This is a genomic window from Janibacter limosus, from assembly GCF_004295485.1.
GTDB lineage: Bacteria > Actinomycetota > Actinomycetes > Actinomycetales > Dermatophilaceae > Janibacter > Janibacter limosus_A.
Window position 1 is genome coordinate 691,068 of the sequence record NZ_CP036164.1, and the last position, 17,382, is coordinate 708,449.

11 protein-coding genes are annotated in these 17,382 nt (G+C 72.5%); 4 read left to right on the top strand and 7 right to left on the bottom strand.

Translation table 11 applies throughout. The annotated features are described in order from the left end of the window. The first annotated feature begins 62 nt into the window (after positions 1–62). The gene (locus tag EXU32_RS03345; protein ID WP_130628624.1) at positions 63–4,868 is read left to right on the top strand and encodes an NAD-glutamate dehydrogenase; all 4,806 of its coding nucleotides are present in this window, start codon (positions 63–65) and stop codon (positions 4,866–4,868) included. A gap of 46 nt (positions 4,869–4,914) precedes the next feature. Further along, a complete protein-coding gene (locus EXU32_RS03350; RefSeq protein ID WP_130628625.1) occupies positions 4,915–6,378 on the top strand; it encodes a sensor histidine kinase in 1,464 nt (487 codons plus the stop codon). Positions 6,379–6,441: 63 nt separating this feature from the next. Here the strand turns inward: EXU32_RS03350 and EXU32_RS03355 are convergent, their stop codons facing one another. Next, complete coding sequence (locus EXU32_RS03355; RefSeq protein WP_007925026.1) at positions 6,442–6,690, bottom strand: WhiB family transcriptional regulator; 249 nt, start codon at positions 6,688–6,690, stop codon at positions 6,442–6,444. A gap of 196 nt (positions 6,691–6,886) precedes the next feature. Between EXU32_RS03355 and EXU32_RS03360 the strand changes: the two genes are divergently transcribed. Both EXU32_RS03360 and EXU32_RS03365 read left to right on the top strand, forming a co-directional pair. Then, positions 6,887–7,285 (top strand): hypothetical protein, encoded by a 399-nt coding sequence (locus EXU32_RS03360; protein WP_130628626.1) that lies wholly within the window; start codon positions 6,887–6,889, stop codon positions 7,283–7,285. A 1-nt stretch (position 7,286) separates the two neighbouring features. Beyond that, a complete protein-coding gene (locus EXU32_RS03365) occupies positions 7,287–8,993 on the top strand; it encodes an amidase (RefSeq protein ID WP_130628627.1) in 1,707 nt (568 codons plus the stop codon). 40 nt (positions 8,994–9,033) lie between these two features. On the opposite strand, the gene EXU32_RS03370 is transcribed toward EXU32_RS03365, so the two are convergent. The 6 genes from EXU32_RS03370 to EXU32_RS03395 are packed head-to-tail and all read right to left on the bottom strand — an operon-like array spanning position 9,034 to position 17,253. Next, a complete protein-coding gene (locus EXU32_RS03370; RefSeq protein ID WP_130628628.1) occupies positions 9,034–13,215 on the bottom strand; it encodes an FtsK/SpoIIIE domain-containing protein in 4,182 nt (1,393 codons plus the stop codon). A 59-nt stretch (positions 13,216–13,274) separates the two neighbouring features. Continuing rightward, entirely contained in the window at positions 13,275–13,871 is a 597-nt protein-coding gene (locus EXU32_RS03375) for an energy-coupling factor transporter transmembrane component T family protein (protein WP_130628629.1), read from the bottom strand. After that, positions 13,868–14,557, bottom strand: a complete 690-nt coding sequence (locus EXU32_RS03380) for an energy-coupling factor ABC transporter ATP-binding protein (protein WP_130628630.1) — start codon at positions 14,555–14,557, stop codon at positions 13,868–13,870. The genes EXU32_RS03375 and EXU32_RS03380 overlap by 4 nt, the downstream gene beginning before the upstream one ends. Next, on the bottom strand, positions 14,551–15,684 hold the full coding sequence (locus tag EXU32_RS03385) for a thiolase family protein (RefSeq protein ID WP_130628631.1): 1,134 nt from the start codon (positions 15,682–15,684) through the stop codon (positions 14,551–14,553). The genes EXU32_RS03380 and EXU32_RS03385 overlap by 7 nt, the downstream gene beginning before the upstream one ends. Beyond that, on the bottom strand, positions 15,681–16,670 hold the full coding sequence (locus EXU32_RS03390; RefSeq protein WP_165399562.1) for an AMP-binding protein: 990 nt from the start codon (positions 16,668–16,670) through the stop codon (positions 15,681–15,683). Before EXU32_RS03390 ends, EXU32_RS03385 begins: the two co-directional genes overlap by 4 nt. Continuing rightward, entirely contained in the window at positions 16,663–17,253 is a 591-nt protein-coding gene (locus EXU32_RS03395; protein ID WP_130628633.1) for a biotin transporter BioY, read from the bottom strand. Before EXU32_RS03395 ends, EXU32_RS03390 begins: the two co-directional genes overlap by 8 nt. Between the last annotated feature and the right edge of the window lie 129 nt (positions 17,254–17,382).

Sequence of the window (17,382 nt, forward strand, 5' to 3'; positions counted from 1 at the left end):
GAAGGGACGGGACCGCGAGGTCCCGTGACCAGTCGCGAATGCAGATCGAGGACGCCCCACACATGGCTCAGCTGCCTGCCCACACCGCCACCGCCCCAGGGCTCGCCGAGGAGTTCGTCACCGCCGCCACCGCGGCAGGCGTCGAGCCCCCCTTCGTCGAGCGGTACCTCCGACACGTCGACGAGACGGTGCTGCAGGAGCGCAGCCCTGAGCAGCTCGTCGCGATGGCGACCACCCACCGGCGCGTCGCCGCCCGGCGTGCGCCCGACGAGACGATCGTCGAGATCGTCGACGGGGTGCTCCACGTCGTCACCGCCGACCGGCCCTTCCTCGTGGACTCCGTCCTCGGTGAGCTCGGGGTCGAGGGTGTGGCTGTCGCTCTCCTGATCCACCCGCTCTTCGCCGTGCGCCGGGATGACGACGGCACCCTCGTCGAGGTCGTGGACCAGGACCCGCGGTCGGGGCACACCGACCCGCACCTCCACGACGAGTCCTGGATCCGCATCGAGTTCGCCGACCGGGTCGACGTCTCGCTGCTCCGCGAGCGGGTGGTGGAGGTGGTCGACGCGGTCGCCGCCACGGTCGACGACTGGGATGCCATGAAGGCGGCCACCCTCGAGGCCGCAGCCTTCCTGGAGGGCGGGCGCGGCATCGGCAGCGAGCAGTCCCAGGGAGCCGCTGCAGAGTTCCTGCACTGGCTCGGCGACGACCACTTCACCTTCATCGGCTCCCGGGACCACGTCGTCGATGAGGACGCGACCGTCACACCGATCCCCGGGAGCGGTCTCGGCATGCTGCGCTCCGACTCGACCGCCGAGTCGATCACGCCCCTCGGGAGCTCGCTCGGCCACACCGACCACGGGATGAGCTGCCTGTCCATCGGCAAGTCGCGTGCCGTGCTGCCGGTCCACCGGGTCACCCACCCCGACCTCGTCGCCGTGCGGTTCACCGATGAGCAGGGGCGTGTCATCGAGCGTCGGCTCGCTGGCCTCTTCTCGTCGACGGCCTACACGAGCTCGGTCCTGTCGATCCCGCTCATCGCCGACAAGGTGCAGCGGGTGCTCGACGATGCGGGCTGGGCTCGCGACAGCCACTCGGGTGCCTTCGTGATGCGTCTCTTCGAGACCCTCCCGCGGGACGAGCTCTTCCAGGCGCCGGTCGACCACCTGCGTGAGGTCGTGACGCGCATCCAGCAGATGGCCCACCGGATGCAGACCGCGACCTTCCTGCGTCTGGATGCCGGACGGCAGTTCGTCACCGCGATCGTCTACCTGCCCCGGGACCGCTACACCACGGTGGTGCGGCACCGCATCGAGGACAGGTTGTGCGAGGCGACGGGCGCCGACGAGGTCTCCTTCACCGCGCACGTGTCCGAGGAACCGATGGCGCGCCTCTACTACATCCTGCGCAGCTCGTCGGAGGTCGTGCTCCCGGAGGGCGACGCGCACCGTGAGCTCGACGAGGCGGTGGCCGACGCGGTCCTCACCTGGCAGGAACGACTGGTGCGCGCCGCGCACCAGATCGTCGGGCCCGAGATCGCGACGACGCTGCTCAGACCCTGGGTCGACGGCTTCCCCGTGGACTACGAGGAGGACTTCGACGTGGCGCAGGCGGTCGCCGACCTGAAGAACCTCGCCACGCTGGGGGAGGCCACCCCCTTCGCCTGCGCGCTCTACAAGCCGCGTCGCGGCTCCGGTGGGGGAGAGGACCCGCGGATCCGGCGGTTCAAGCTCTTCAGCTCCGAGGAGCTGATCCTCGACGACCTCATGCCGATCTTCCGCGACCTCGGGGTCAAGGTCATCGAGGAGGAGCCCTACACGCTGACGCGGGCAGACGGGATGGTCGTGGGGATCTACGACTTCAGCCTGCGCACCGAGGACCCCGCGGTCTGGGAGGTCCACACCCACGAGGAGCTGCGCGACCTGGTGGAGTCGGCGGTCATGGCCGTGCGGGGTGGGCGCACCGAGTCCGACGGCTTCAACGCACTCATCATCCGGGCCGGCCTCACCTGGCGACAGGTCGGTCTCCTGCGCGCGATCGGCCGCTACCTGCGGCAGGCCGGGGGCACCTGGGGCCAGACGAGCCTCGAGTCCGCGCTCGTCGACAACCACGAGATCGCGGCGGACATCGTCGCCCTCTTCGAGGCCCGCTTCGACCCCGAGACCCATGACGGGCTCGCCGACGAGGCGCGTGCGGCCGTCGAGCAGGAGATCACCGACCGGATCCACGCCCAGCTCGAGGACGTCAGCTCGCTCGAGCACGACCGGATCGTCCGGGCCTTCCTCGGGGTCATCGGCGCCACCCTGCGCACGAGCTACTTCGTCCGTGACGAGCGGGGCGAGCCGCTCCCGCGGATGTCCTTCAAGCTCGAGCCGGCCAAGGTGCCGGACATGCCCAAGCCGCACCCTGCCTTCGAGATCTGGGTCCACAGCCCGCAGGTCGAGGGGGTGCACCTGCGCTTCGGCGCCGTCGCTCGCGGTGGTCTGCGGTGGAGCGACCGGCGCGACGACTTCCGCACCGAGGTGCTCGGTCTGGTCAAGGCCCAGATGGTCAAGAACGCCGTCATCGTCCCGACGGGGAGCAAGGGCGGCTTCTTCGGCAAGCAGCTGCCGGACCCGACGCTCGACCGTGAGGCGTGGATGGAGGCCGGCCGGTCGGCCTACCGCGCCTTCATCTCAGGGCTGCTCGACGTGACCGACAACCGCGTCGACGGGGGCATCGTCCCGCCCGAGCGCGTGGTGCGGCACGACGGCGACGACTCCTACCTCGTCGTCGCCGCCGACAAGGGCACCGCGACCTTCTCCGACCTGGCCAACTCCATCGCCCGCGAGTACGGGTTCTGGTTGGACGACGCCTTCGCCTCGGGTGGATCCGTCGGGTACGACCACAAGGGCATGGGCATCACGGCCCGCGGCGCCTGGGAGTCCGTCAAGCGGCACTTCCGCGAGCTCGGACACGACACCCAGAGCGAGGACTTCACGGTCGTCGGCATCGGTGACATGAGTGGCGACGTCTTCGGCAACGGCATGCTGCTCTCCGAGCACATCCGCCTGGTCGCAGCCTTCAACCACCTGCACATCTTCATCGACCCGCAGCCCGAGGCGGGCCCGTCGCACGCCGAGCGTCGGCGGCTCTTCGACCTGCCCCGCAGCACCTGGGACGACTACGACCGCTCCCTCATCAGCGAGGGAGGGGGAGTGTATTCCCGCAGCGCCAAGTCGGTGCCGGTCAGCGAGCAGGCGGCCGCAGCGCTCGGGCTCGACGGGCCCACCTCGATGACCCCCAACGAGCTGATCCACCTCATCCTGCAGGCGCCGGTCGACCTGCTGTGGAACGGCGGCATCGGCACCTACGTCAAGTCGGGTGCCGAGTCGCACTCCGACGTGGGCGACCGCGCCAACGACCCCATCCGGGTCGACGGAGCGCAGCTGCGCGCCCGCGTCGTGGGCGAAGGGGGCAACCTGGGGGCCACTCAGCGAGGACGCATCGAGGCGGCCGGTGCCGGGGTGCGGATCAACACCGACGCGGTCGACAACTCAGCCGGCGTCGACACCTCGGACCGTGAGGTCAACATCAAGATCCTGCTCGGTGAGGCGATCCGGCAGGGCAGCCTCGACCCGCAGGAGCGGGTGGCACTGCTCGCCTCGATGACCGACGAGGTCGCCCAGCAGGTGCTGCGCGACAACTACGAGCAGAACGTCCTCCTGGGCAATGCCCGGGCTCAGGACGGGGCGATGCTCGTCGTGCACGAGCGGCTCATGGAGTCGCTCGTCGAGCGCGGTGACCTCGACCGTGAGCTGGAGTTCCTGCCGAGCCGGTCGCAGGTCGCGGAGCGGATGGCGGAGCACGAGGGACTCTCCTCGCCCGAGCTGGCGGTGCTCCTGGCCTACTCCAAGATGTCCCTCAAGGCCGACCTGCTCGAGTCCGACCTGCCCGACGACCCGGCCACTGAGCGCCAGCTCACCGAGTACTTCCCGACGCCGCTGCGGGGCACCTACGGCGAGGCGCTGCGGGCCCACCCCCTTCGTCGGGAGATCGTGACCACGGCCGTCGCCAACGACCTCGTCAACCGGGGTGGGATCACCTTCGTCCAGCGGGCGGCCGAGGAGACCAGCGCGACGTCCGCCCAGGTGGTTCGCGCCTTCCTCGTCAGCCGCGAGGTCTTCGGCCTCGACGACTTCGTCGCCCGGGTCGAGGCGCTCGACAACGTCGTCCCGACCATGGTGCAGACGAGGCTCTACCTCGAGCTGCGCCGGCTGATGGACCGGTCGGTCAGGTGGTTCCTCGGCAATCGCCCCGGTCGTCTCAACGTGAGCGAGGAGATCGAGCGCTTCGCCGAGCCGGTCGCGCAGATCGCGCCACAGATCCCCGAGCTGCTGCGTGGCTCGCAGGCGCAGCGACTGGTCCGCAAGACCCAGGAGCTCGTCGACGACGGGGTGCCGACCGACCTCGCTCGACGCACGGCGATCCTGCTCGACCTGTACTCGGTGCTCGACATCGTCGACACGGCGCAGCAGGGTGGGCACACCCCCCTCGAGGTCGCTGAGTGCTACTACCTGCTCTCCGAGACCTTCGGCATCGACGAGCTGCTGATCATGGTCACCCGGCTGCCCCGCGAGGAGCAGTGGGATGCCATGGCACGCGGCGCCCTCCGTGACGACCTCTACGCGACGCTCCACTCCCTGACGAGCGCGGTGCTGGAGCGCGACGGGAGCGATGCGGCAGGGCGGTTCGCCGAGTGGTCCCGCGAGCACGACGAGGCCGTCGAGCGCGTGCAGACCCAGCTGGCGGGGATCCGACAGCTGACCTCACCGGGGGTGGCGGCGCTGTCGGTGGCCCTGCGCACCCTGCGCTCGGTCACGCGCTGACCCGGGGCGGCCGCTGCCGGTGTCCGTGCGTCACTAGGATCGCGACGTGCGGACACTGGCGGACTTCCTGCGGATCACCCCGAGCCTCGACGCGGCCGATGACGAGCGGCTGCATCTGCTCGTGGAGGACTGGCACCTGCTCGCCGACCTGTCCTTCAGCGACCTCGTCCTCTGGCTGGCCCACGACGGGGGCTGGGTCGCTGCGGCGCACACCCGTCCCATGACGGGCCCGATGGTCTTCGTCGAGGAGGTCGCCGGCCAGGAGGCCAGCGCAGTCTTCGGGGACCTGATCACCCGGGCGGCCGACGCCGGGCAGAGCGAGCACGTGCGTGAGCGCGGGCAGGACCTGATCCACGAGCGGGCCCGCCTCGTGCGCCGGGCCGGCCGCACGATCGGCATCCTGAGCATCCACGACCAGCTCGACAGCGGTCGCCCGCAGACCCGTCTCGAGGAAAACTACGCGGGCATGGGCGACGAGCTCTTCGCCATGGTGGCCGACGGCACCTGGCCGGCGTCCGCCTCGCCGAGCGGGCCGCACCGTGGTGCGCCACGGGTCGGCGACGGCGTGATGCGCCTGGATGCGGCCGGCACCGTCGAGTACGCATCACCCAATGCGCTGAGCGCGATCCGGCAGCTCGGGCACCCGGGACCCGTCGAGGGCGAGGTCCTCATCCAGGTCCTCAGCGGCCTGCCCAACCAGAGCGGTCACCTCGACGAGGGACTGTCCCTGGTGGCCATGGGCCGGGCGGCCTGGCGTGCTGACATGTCGGTGGGGGACGCTGCGCTGGCCCTCCGGGCGATCCCGCTCCTGCGGGGGCGAGACCGGCACGGCGCCATCGTCGTCGTCAGGGACGTGTCCGAGCTGCACCGTCGTGGCAGCGAGCTGATGACCAAGGACCAGACCGTCCGCGAGATCCACCATCGGGTCAAGAACAACCTCCAGACGGTCGCGGCGCTCCTGCGCATGCAGTCGCGCAGGGTGCCGGACCAGTCGGCCAAGGAGGCTCTCGACGAGGCGGTGCGCCGCGTCGGGGTCATCGCCATGATCTACGAGGCGCTGAGCACCGGCTTCGCCGAGGCCCTCGAGTTCGACGAGGTCGCCATCCGTGGCCTGCGCGCCATCGTCGAGGTCGCGCGCACGAGCGGTGACATCGACTCGCGCTTCACCGGCTCCTTCGGGCTGGTCCGGGCAGAGGACGCCACCGCGATCGCGCTCATCCTCTCGGAGCTGGTGCAGAACGCCGTGGAGCACGGCATCCCCGAGGGCGGGAGCGTGCACGTCGATGCCCAGCGCACCGGCGAGGAGGAGGACGACGACATCCTGCGGGTCACCGTCGTCGACGACGGCGTCGGGCTGCCCACCGGGTTCCGGCCCAGCCGGGCGGGCCTCGGGACCAGGATCATCACCTCGATGGTGCACGACCTCGGGGGGCAGATCAGGTGGGACGACGTGGAGCCCCATGGGACTCGGGTGCGGTTCAGCGTGCGGCTGCGCGGCGTCGAGACCTGACCCCACAGACGACGAAACCGCCCCCGAGCGAGTGCCCGGAGACGGCGGTCAGGTGCGGTGAGGTCAGCCGGCGCGGCGGGCGCGGGCCTTGCGGCGCTTGAGGGCGCGGCGCTCGTCCTCGGACAAACCACCCCACACCCCGGCGTCCTGGCCGGACTCGATGGCCCACTTGAGGCAGGTGTCGACGACCTCACATCGGCGGCACACCTTCTTGGCCTCCTCGATCTGTGCGATCGCGGGGCCGGTGTTGCCGATGGGGAAGAACAGTTCCGGATCTTCGTCCAGACAGGCTGCGCGGTCGCGCCAATCCATGAGGGTGGTGCTCCTTGTTGTCGGGGAGGTCTATGCATGGCAAACGGTGCCGTGGACGACCGGGTGTGCACCAAGACGTGGGCGAGCCACGACTCAATACACACACCATTGTCCAAGATACTGCTCGGTATGCCAACGGTGTGGGAGAACGGCTTGTTCCTTCTCCGCGTGTGTTCGGTCACCTACGCTGCTGGTCGTGACCTCGAGCAGCGCCCTTCCCCCGCCCACCCGACCCGCGATCGCCGCCGCGGCGGTGTGCCTCGTCGAGGCGCTCGCGCTCGTCGTGACGGCGCTCCTCTACGGCCTCGAGCTGGCCGACGGCCGGGCCGTCGACGCCAGCACCGCCTCCATGTCCCTCGTGGTCTGCCTCATCTTCGCCATCCTGCTCGCCGTCCTGGCTGCGGCCTGGCGCAAGTCGGCGCTGTGGCCGCGGACGCCGACCCTCGTCTGGAATGTCCTCCTCCTGCCGGCAGCCTGGACGCTGACGGCAACCAACGGCATCTGGGTCGGCCTGGCCCTCGCGGTGGTCGCCGTGGCAGGGGACGTCGCGTCCCTGCTCGCTCCCTCCGCAGACCTGACGGACCGGACGCTCTGACGTGGGGAGCATCGACGTCGTCGAGGCGGACATCGCCTCCCTTCGCTCAGCCCTCGTCTCCGGAGAGACGACGAGCGAGGACCTCGTCACCGCCTACCTCGCCCGGATCGCTGCCTACGACAGTGGCGGTATCCGGCTCAACGCCGTCGTCGTCCCCAACCCGGAGGCGCTGCGGGACGCGAGGGCCAGCGATGCCCGCCGGGCGAAGGGAGCGGCCCTCGGCCCTCTCGACGGCATCCCCTACACGGCCAAGGACTCCTACCTCGCCCGCGGGCTCACCTGCGCGAGCGGGTCACCCGCCTTCGCCGACCTGGTGGCCCAGCGAGATGCCTTCACCATCGAGCGGCTGCGTGGCGGTGGTGCGGTCCTCATCGGGCTGACCAACATGCCGCCCATGGCCAACGGCGGCATGCAGCGGGGCGTCTACGGCCGGGCGGAGAGCCCCTACAACGGTGACTACCTCACAGCGGCCTTCGGCTCGGGCTCGTCCAACGGGTCGGGGACGGCGACGGCAGCAAGCTTCGCGGCCTTCGGGCTGGGGGAGGAGACGTGGTCCTCCGGTCGGGCGCCGGCGAGCAACAACGCGTTGTGCGCCTACACGCCGTCGCGCGGGGTGATCTCGGTGCGCGGCAACTGGCCGCTGGTTCCCTCGATGGACGTCGTCGTCCCGCACACGCGCACGATGGCCGACCTGCTCGAGGTCCTCGACGTCATCGTCGACGACGACCCCGACACCACGGGTGACCTGTGGCGCACCCAGCCCTGGATCACGGTGCCGGCCGCGTCGACGGTGCGACCGAGGTCCTACCCGCAGCTGCACCCGCGTGACGCGGCCCCCCTTCGCGGGCTGCGGCTGGCGGTGCCGCGGATGTACCTCGGCACCGATGACGAGGCCGGGACCGGAGTCGGCCTCGGCGGGCCCATCGGTCAACGGATCGTGCCACGGCCCAGCTCGTTGGCACTCTTCGAGACGGCGCGCGCCGACCTCGAGGCCGCGGGCGCCGAGGTCGTCGAGACCGACTTCCCGGTCGTGTCCAACTACGACGGGGACCGCGCCGGCGCACCGACGGTGCGCACCCGCGGCCTGCTGCCGCGGGGCTACCTCGACGAGGAGATCTGGGACCAGTCGATGTGGGGCTGGGAGACCTTCTTGCAGGCCAACGGCGACCCGGCGCTCCACCGGCTCGCGGACGTCGACGGGCCGCGGATCTTCCCCCACCCCGAGGGCTCCTTGCCATATCGCTACGGCGAGCTCGACTTCGACCTCGCCGACTACGTGACCCGGGCCCGTGCGATGGGTGTCGTCGAGGACGTGACGACCCTGCCCCTGCTCGAAGGGGGTCTGCGCGGCCTCGAGGAGACCCGACGGGTCGACCTCGAGGAGTGGATGGACGACCTCGGCCTCGACGCGATGATCTTCCCCGCCGTCGCGGACGTGGCGCCCGCCGACGCCGACGTGCGGGAGGAGTCGGCCGACATCGCGTGGCGCAACGGCGTGTGGGTGGCCAACGGCAACCTCGTGCCACGGCACCTCGGCATCCCCACGGTCACCGTCCCCATGGGCACGATGACCGACATCGGCATGCCGGTCGGCCTGACCTTTGCCGGGCGCGGCTGGGACGACAACCGGCTGCTGACGATGGCTGCGGCATTCGAGTCGACCGGGCGGCGCCGCACGGAGCCACCGCGCACCCCGCGCCTGGGGTGAGCGGGCGTCGGCCTCGGCCGGCCCGGCGGCGCTGCCGAGGTCATGGGCCGGTCGTGAGCATCCCTACCCGTGGGTGGGCGACCTGCACCTCCAGCGCTCGTCCGTCGACGACGAGGTACCCACGCCCCGGGACGCGCGCGAGCGGGGGGACCCGCAGACCCAGTGCATCGCCGTCGGAGCGCGCCGAGGGCTGCAGGAGCAGGCCGGTGCGGGCGCGGGCGAGTTCGGAGATCAGCCCCCGGACCTGGCTGGCGGCACTCTGCGTCGATGTCGACCCGATGAGCAGGCCCCGGTCGGCGTCGAGCCGGCGCACGATCTCCTTGAGCACGTCGGCCACCGGGGACCCGTCGAGCCGCTCGAGGTCGTCGGCCACGACGGCCAGGTCCGGGTGGCGCTGACGCAGCGCGATGAGGGAGTCGTGATCATCAGGCCCGATGACGGGGCAGTCGAGCCCGGCGGCGACCTCGGCGGAGCCGACGACGACCAAGGGGTGGCCTGCCGCCACGAGCTGGTGCGCGAGTGCCGCCAACGTGGTGGAGCGACCGCTGCGCGGAGGGCCGCAGACGAGGAAGCGGCGTGCTCCGTCGGTCCGCCAGATGATCGGCTCCGTGCCGCAGCCCCCGAGCCCGAGGGGTACGCGCTCGCGGTCGGCGCTGCTCAGCAGGTCCAGTGGGACCGACGTGGGCAGCGCCTCCACGACCCATGGTGGGACGACGGGCGGCGGTTCGCCGGGTGACACCTCTGGTGGACGTCGCGGCAGGGCCACCTGCACGAGGTGGCCGCCGGGCTGGAGCCGACCTCGACCGGGGACGAGGCGCTCTGAGACCTCGCCCCGTGCGAGACCGGCGAGGGCTGCGTCACCGCGGTCGCCCAGGTGCAGCACGAGACGGGTCGTGACGAGAGAGGACACCCGACCGGAGAGCAGCTCGCGACCACCGGTCACGAGCACCCGTAGGCCCAGCGCGATCCCGTCACGCATGAGCGTCTCCAGCACCTCGGCGCTCTCCCCGAGGTCCATCGACCCTCTGGGGCGGGTGATGCGTCCCCAGCCGTCGATCGCGAGCAGCAGGTGGGGCGGTGGTGCCACGGGCGCCGGGTCGGTGTCGTGCGCGGCCCACCAGGCGTCGAGCGTCGAGTGGCCGCTGGTCCGCAGGAGCGAGCGTCGCTCGGCGATGTCGTCCTCGAGCCGGTCGAGGAAGCGCCCGACCACGGTGCTCTCCTCGCCGTCGACGACGCTGCCGACGTGCGGCAGCCTCGTCAGGGACGCCAGTCGCGAGGAGCCGTCACCGAGGACCTGCACGTGCAGGCGGTCGGGACCCCAACGACCGGCGGCGGCGGTGACCAGCGAGGCGATGCTGCTCGTGCGCCCGGAGCCCGGGCCCCCGACGACCATCCAGTGGCCGTCGGTGGTCGACCACGCCAGCGACGACTGGCGCTGCTCGGCGGGCAGGTCCACCAGGCCGAAGGGCGCCTCGCCCACCACCGTAGCGGGCAGGGCCTGCGCCTCGATCGTCTCGGACAGCGGAGGCAGCCACGGGCGGTGTGGCGCCGGCAGGTCCAGCGACGCGGCGAGCCGGGTCATCGTGCGCGTGAGGCGCTGCAGGTCGGTCGGCCCGGCGTCGTCGACCGCCGGGGGACTGGGCCACGGCTCGTCGGCCCGGCGCACGAGCAGCGCACCGCCGACACCTGCGGCGTGCCCGGCGACCCGTCCGGTCTGGAAGGGCCGCGCGGGGCTCCCGCCCGTGCTCGCCAGGGCCCGGCCCGGCGAGGACTCCGGGATGTCCACCGCGTCGGCGCAGCCGATCACGTCGTCGCTGTCGACGCGGTCACGCACGCGCAGGGCGATGCGCAGGTTGACATTGGCCTTGATGTCCGCGGAGACGATGCCGCCCGGCCGCTGGGTCGCGAGGACGAGGTGGACACCGAGCGATCGACCGACGGCGGCGATGCGCATGAGATGGGCGAGGGCGTCGGGCTGCTCCTCGGCGAGCATGCGGAACTCGTCGATCACGATCATCAGCCGGGGCAGCGGCTCGCCGCGATGGTCGTCGATGTCCTTGGCACCCGAGGCGGCGAGGACGTGCTCGCGGCGGGTCAGCTCGGCGTCGAGGCTGGTCAGTGCCCGCTCGGCAGCGGCCGGGTCGAGGTCGGTGAGCATGCCGACGGTGTGTGGGAGCCGGGAGCACTCGGCGAAGGCAGCGCCGCCCTTGTAGTCGACGAGGACGAAGGTGATCTCGCGCGGTGAGAGACGAGCCGCGAGCGAGGCCACCCAGCTCTGGAGGAACTCGGACTTGCCGGAGCCCGTCGTCCCCGCGACGAGGGCGTGCGGACCGTCCCGCCGCAGGTCGATGCGGAATGACCCCTCGCCGGCTGCCCCGACGACGACGGCGAGGTCGGTGGGGCGCTGCGCGCCGGACTCCCGCCACCGGTCGTGGATCGCGGTCGGCTCGTCGGGGGAGAGGTCGAGCAGGTCGACGAGCCGAGCGGCCGAGGGCAGGCTGCCTCCCCGGGCGTCGGGTGTCGCGTCCCGCAGGGGCGCGAGCGCCGTGGCGATCCGTCGCCCCCAGCTCTCGCCCGTCCCGTCGACGACCCCGCGTGCCGCCTGCTCCCCGGCGAGCAGCAGCCGCAGGTCGTCACCGTCGAGGGCTGCCACGGCACCGGCCTCGTGGGGCAGCTGGGCCGGGCTGTCGGCGAGGGCGATCACGAGGACGCGCTGCGGTCCCCCTTCGCTCATGATCGTCCGCAGGCCGGGGTCGGCCCGCCAGGTGCCGACCCCGTCGACGATGACGACGTGGGTCACGAGCGGTTGCTCGCCCTCTCGGCGACGATCGAGGGCGCCGGCGGCGCGCTCCGTGGTGAGGCGGGCGAGCCCAGCGAGCAGGGCGGCGCCGTCCTCGGGGCTGGTCGCCACGCGGGCGGACTCCGGGAGGTCGTCGTGGGCGCGCAGGTGGACCAGCCCGGCGAAGGGGGTCCACCACCCCCCGTCGTCAGCGACCAGGCTCACGCGCACGTCGTGGTGGGAGTGCAGTGCGACGAGCTGGCCGAGCAGGTGCCGCGCGAGTCGGTCGCGTGACCACTGCGGCCCCGCGACGCCCAGGACTCCTGCCTGCGCGAGGTCGACGGTGAGCGGCACGTCGTCGAGGACCGGGTGGCCGCGCGCGCCCGGGCCGTGCTCGACCTCCAACCGGGCGGGCTGTGCGCCGAGGCCGAGTCGTAGGGCGAGATGCTCCGCGTGCTGGGAGCGCCTCTCCCAGAGGCGAGTCGACTCCCCACGGACCGCGTCGAGGAGCGCGGCCGGGTCGGGTGCCACCCGGAGCCGCTCACGCCGCTCGGCAGCCAGCGCCGCGGTGAGTCGGGTGCTGGTCCGGGCGCGCTCACGCACCCACTCGGCGTGGGCCTCGCGGTGCTCCCGCCGGGAGCTGGTGCGGTCCGAGAGCGTCGAGCCGAGGACCATCAGGGGGGACAGGAGGCCGAAGAGCAGCATCCTGGGTCCGAAGAAGAAGGCGAGCACGCCCGCGAAGGGCAGCGGCAGCAGCACCATGACCCACGGGATGCGACGACGAGGTGGGACCGTGGGCTCCGGGGGCACGCGGATGGTCACGGGCGGCGCGGTGCGGGGCAGGTGCGGGGTCGGGTTGACCCCGAGGGTTCCCTCGCCGGTCGGGGTGCGTCTGGCGGGTCGAGGACGGTGGGCCTCGATGGTCAGGCTGCTGTGGCCCGCCCGCAGGTGGCAGCCGGAGCGCACGCGCACGCCATCGAGCGGTACGGGCGCGCCGTCCAGCAGGGTGCCGTTGGTCGTGTCGAGGTCGCGCAGGTGGATGCCGTCGCGGTCGACGGTCAGCTCGAGGTGCTCCCGCGAGAGGGCGTCGTCGGCGAGCCGCAGCGTGGCGGCCTCACCGCGGCCGATGGTGTGCCGGCCGGGAGTGAGGTCGTGCGTCCGGCCCGCATCGGGGCCGCACGTCGTCACCAGGCGAAGGGGGGGGCGCCGCGGCCCTCCCGCGCCGGGGCCGGCGTCGCCGAGGACGAGGGTGGCCCCGCCGAGCAGGGGCGGCAGCCCGATGGGCGCGTCGTGCGTGAGGCGCTCCCGGCCGACGTGCACGGTCGAGCTCGGGTGGCCGGCTGCGTCCAGCAGGTCACCGAGGGTGTGGTGCTCCTCGGCGCGGACGTCGATGGTCTCGGTGCCCCCGCCGCGGGAGTCGATGATGCTCATCCGCAGCTGCATGTGGGCACGGTAGGTCGATCCGCGTCATCGATGTCGGGAGTTGTCCACAGGCCGTCGGGTCAGTCGTCGAATCCGCGTGCGGCGAGCGCGTCTCCCATGGCATCGGCCCTGCGCAGGGCGCCCACGATGAGCGGGACGGCGAAGGCCCGCGGGCTCGCGCCCAGCCCGCGGGCGTGCTGCGCCTCGCGCACGCGACGGCCCAGGTCGATGACCAGCGGCACGGCGCGGATCGCCAGCTGGAGCATCAGCCCGACGCGCTCCGGGTTGACCCCGACCCGACGCAGCGGCCCGCACACGCGGACGACGACGTCGATGAGGTCGCTGGTGCGGGTCGTGAGCGTGACGAGGTTGGCCAGCAGCACGAGGGCGACGAGGACACCGACGATGACGAAGGCTCGCTGCCAGCCCGCCACCACGGTCTGGAAGACCGCCAGCGGCACCATGACGAAGAGCAGCGGCCGCAGCATCTGCAGCAGCACCCGCACCGGCATCCGGGCGAGGGCGTAGCCCGCGAGGACGAGGATCAGCGCCGCGGTCGTCGCCACCGTCGACCGGACGAAGGGGGAGACCAGCCCGGCGAGCAGCAGGCCGGCGAGCTTGGCTCCGGCGGGCAGGCGGTGGATGACCGAGTGCCCTTCGCGGTAGAGGCCGATCACCGGTCGTGGTCCATGAGGTCGAGGTAGTGGGCGATGGAGTCCGACGGGCTGCCGTCGTGCACCAGCCGGCTGTTGTCGAAGACGAGCACCCGGTCGAAGTCGGTGAGCAGGTCGAGGTGATGCGTCACGAGGACGACCTGCTGGGGCAGGTCCCGGACCGCGTCGGCGACCCGGCGGGCGTTGCGGATGTCGAGCAGCGTCGTCGGCTCGTCCATGACGAGCAGGTCGGGCTCGGTGACGAGCACGGCGGTGAGAGCGAGCAGCTGCTTCTGCCCACCGCTCAGCAGGTGCGCGGGGTGGGCGCCCCGACCGGCGAGCCCGTGCGCCGCCAGGGCGGAGTCGACGCGATCAGCGATCTCGGCCTTGCTGAGCCCGCGGCGCCGCAGCGAGAAGCCGACGTCCTCCGCGACCGTCGGCATGACGATCTGCGCGTCGGGGTCGGTGAAGCAGAAGCCCACCCGGCCCCGAACCTGGCGTCCCTGCCGGGCGGTGTCGAGCCCGTCGAGGGTGACCGTGCCGTGCTCGGGGACGACGAGTCCGTTGAGCATCCGGGCGAAGGTCGACTTGCCGGACCCGTTGGCCCCGATGACCCCGATCCGCGGCTCCTCGAGGCGGATCGTGAGGTCGCGCAGCACCGGTGTGCCACCGTCGAACCCGTGCGTCACGTCCCTGACGTCGATCAGCATGCCTGCACCACCATCGCGACTCCCTGACCGCCGCCGGCGGCGATGGCGGCGAGGCCGAGCTCGCCCCCTTCGCGCTGGGTGACGAGCTGGTGGAAGAGCCGCACGGCGAGCACGGCCCCGGAGGCGCCCCACGGGTGGCCGAGGGCGAGGGCGCCACCGTCGGCACACACGCGAAGGGGGTCCAGCCCCAGCTCGTCGCAGCACGCGAGGACCTGCCCGGCGAAGGCCTCGTTGATCTCGATGGCGTCGATCTGGTCCAGACCGACACCGGCGCGCTCGAGGGCGATGCGGGTGGCGGGGACGAGCCCTCGACCGGGTCGCTCGGGCGGCACGGCAGCGGTGGCGGTGCTGAGGATGCGCAGGCCGGGGACTCCGAGCCGAGCCCGGGTCGCCTCGTCGACGACCGCCACGGCAGCGGCGCCGTCGCTGATGCCGCACGAGTTGCCGGCGGTCACCGAGCCGTCGTCGCGGAAGGCCGGTCGCAGTCGCGCGAGCTTGTCCACGGTGAGTGCCCGCTTGGGTCGGTCGTCGCGCACCACCTCGTCGACGGCGACCACTTCACCGTCGAACCGTCCCGCGTCGCGAGCTGTCACGGCCCGGGCGTGCGAGCGCGCGGCGTACTCGTCCTGGCGCTCGCGGGTCACGCCGGCCTCCTGGGCGAGCAGGTCGTTGGCGACGCCCATCTCGGGGTCGTCCCAGCCCGCCGGGGCGAAGGGAGCGCGCTCGTAGCGCACGGGGTCGGCGCCGTCGACGGGTGGCCAGTAGCGCCACGGGGCGGTGCTCACCGACTCGACCCCGCCGGCCAGGACGGCATGCGCACCGCCGCGCACGAGGTGCGCCGCGACGTCGATGGCGGCCAGCCCGCTCGCGCACTGCCGGTCGACGGTGAGGGCGGGGACGCCGACGGGCAGCCCACCGGCCAGCGCTGCGGCGCGGGCGATGTCGCCGCCGGGGCCCATGCAGTTGCCCAACACCACGTCGCAGACCTCGTCAGCGACCAGGCCGGAGCGCTCGAGGGTGGCCGCGAGGACGGGGCCGGCGAGGCGGTCGACGGTCAGGTGCGAGAGGGAGCGACCGGCGGTGCCGATGGGGGAGCGGGTCGCGGCGATGATGACGGGGTGGCTCATCGTGTCGCCTCGAGTGCCGCGCGCACGGCGCTGCGGTCGACCTTGTCGTGGCTGGTCGTGGGCATCGGGTCGAGGTGCACCCAGCGGCGTGGCCGCTGCGCAGGGATGAGCTGCTCGCGGGCGAGGGCGGTCAGGCGGGACACGTCACCAGCATCGGTCACGGCCGCGGCGACCACCTCGCCGAGGTCGGGGTGCGGCAGCCCGACGACGACGACCTCGCCGATGGCGAGGGGGCGCAGCACGTGCTCGATGTCCGCGACCCTGACCGTCGCGCCTGCGGTCGTGATGCCGCCGGAGCGGCCGAGGACGACGACCCGGCCGTCCACGACCTCGCCGCGATCACCGACGCTGGTCCAGCCCCCTTCGCTCCGGAGGACGTGCTCCGGCTGCAGGTAGCCCTCGCTGACGAAGGGGGAGCGCACCCACAGCTGGCCGTCGCGCGCCTGCACGTCGACGCCGGGGAAGGGGCGGAGCGCGTCCGCGTGCTCGCCCCAGGCGACCAAGGACAGCTCGGCGGCGCCGTAGTAGTGGTGCAGGCGACCGCCGGCGGCGCGCACCCGGGCTGCCTCGGTCGCGTCGACCCGGTCGCCGGCGACGACGAGATCACGACCGGTGAGGTCGGCGTCGTCCGCGAGCAGCCGGCGCAGCGCGGCCGGGGTGAGGTGGGCGTGGGTGGCGTCGGTGAGGCGGTCGACGAGCGTCGCGCCGACAGCGTGGGCGTGCACGGCGGCGAAGAGGTTCATCGTCGCGGTCACCGGTCCGGGGATCCAGATACGGCTGTCGGCGGCGGTGCCGGTCAGGTCGCTGACCGCGGCGAAGGAGTCGGTCCACGAGGCGGTCGTGCGCACGATCGTCCGGGGGTGGCCGGACGTGCCGGAGGTCGGCAGGGCGACGCGCAGCCCCCTGTGCTGCGCGTCGCCGAAGGCCGCGACCGGGTCGTTCGTGGCGAGCACGTCGACGACTTCCCGCGCGGTGACCTCAGGCAAGGGCATCCGCACGCTTGGTGCGGCGGGTGCGGATCAGGCCGGGGTAGGCGGCGTGCACGCCCTTGGCGACGAAGGCGCAGATGACGGCCTTGACGATGTCACCGGGGACGAAGGGGGCGGCCGCGACGAACGCGGCACCGACGCCGAGGTCGGCGCGCAGGATCATCCCGATGATGCCGAGCAGGTTGAGCAGGACGACGCCTCCGAGGAGGGTGACGCCGATGCCGGGTGCGACCCGGTAGGGCGTGCCCATCGCGCTGGTCATGACGCCGACGGCGTAGGCCGCGATCGGGTAGCCGATGAGGTAGCCGACGCTCGGGCCGGCGAAGACGCCCAGGCCGCCGCGGCCGCCGGCCAGCAACGGCAGGCCCAGGGCCACGAGGGCGAGGAAGACGAGGACGGCCAGTGCGCCACGTCGGCCGCCGAGGATCGCGCCGGCGAGCATGATGCCCAGCGACTGCGCGGTGATCGGGACGGCATTGCCGAAGGGAGCGACCGCGGGGATGAGTCCGAGGACGGCGATGATGCCGGCGAAGGTGGCGATCTGGGCCAGCTCGCGGCCGGTGTGGCGTTGGTGGGACACGGGGGTGCCTTCCGGTCGAGGGGACCCCGATCATGACATGGATCGGGCCCTCAGCAGAACAGTGTTCAGGAGATGTTGTCCACAGGTCAGAAATTTCTCGAGATGCGAAATCCGCCGAAGTCGCTAGCG

What these genes read in the sequence shown, in the direction of transcription:
- EXU32_RS03345 (WP_130628624.1), top strand. Translation starts at nt 63, where the DNA reads ATGGCTCAGCTGCCTGCCCACACCGCCACCGCCCCAGGGCTCGCCGAG.
- EXU32_RS03380 (WP_130628630.1), bottom strand. Translation starts at nt 14,557, where the DNA reads ATGCTGATCGACGTCAGGGACGTGACGCACGGGTTCGACGGTGGCACA.
- EXU32_RS03385 (WP_130628631.1), bottom strand. Translation starts at nt 15,684, where the DNA reads ATGAGCCACCCCGTCATCATCGCCGCGACCCGCTCCCCCATCGGCACC.
- EXU32_RS03370 (WP_130628628.1), bottom strand. Translation starts at nt 13,215, where the DNA reads ATGCAGCTGCGGATGAGCATCATCGACTCCCGCGGCGGGGGCACCGAG.
- EXU32_RS03355 (WP_007925026.1), bottom strand. Translation starts at nt 6,690, where the DNA reads ATGGATTGGCGCGACCGCGCAGCCTGTCTGGACGAAGATCCGGAACTG.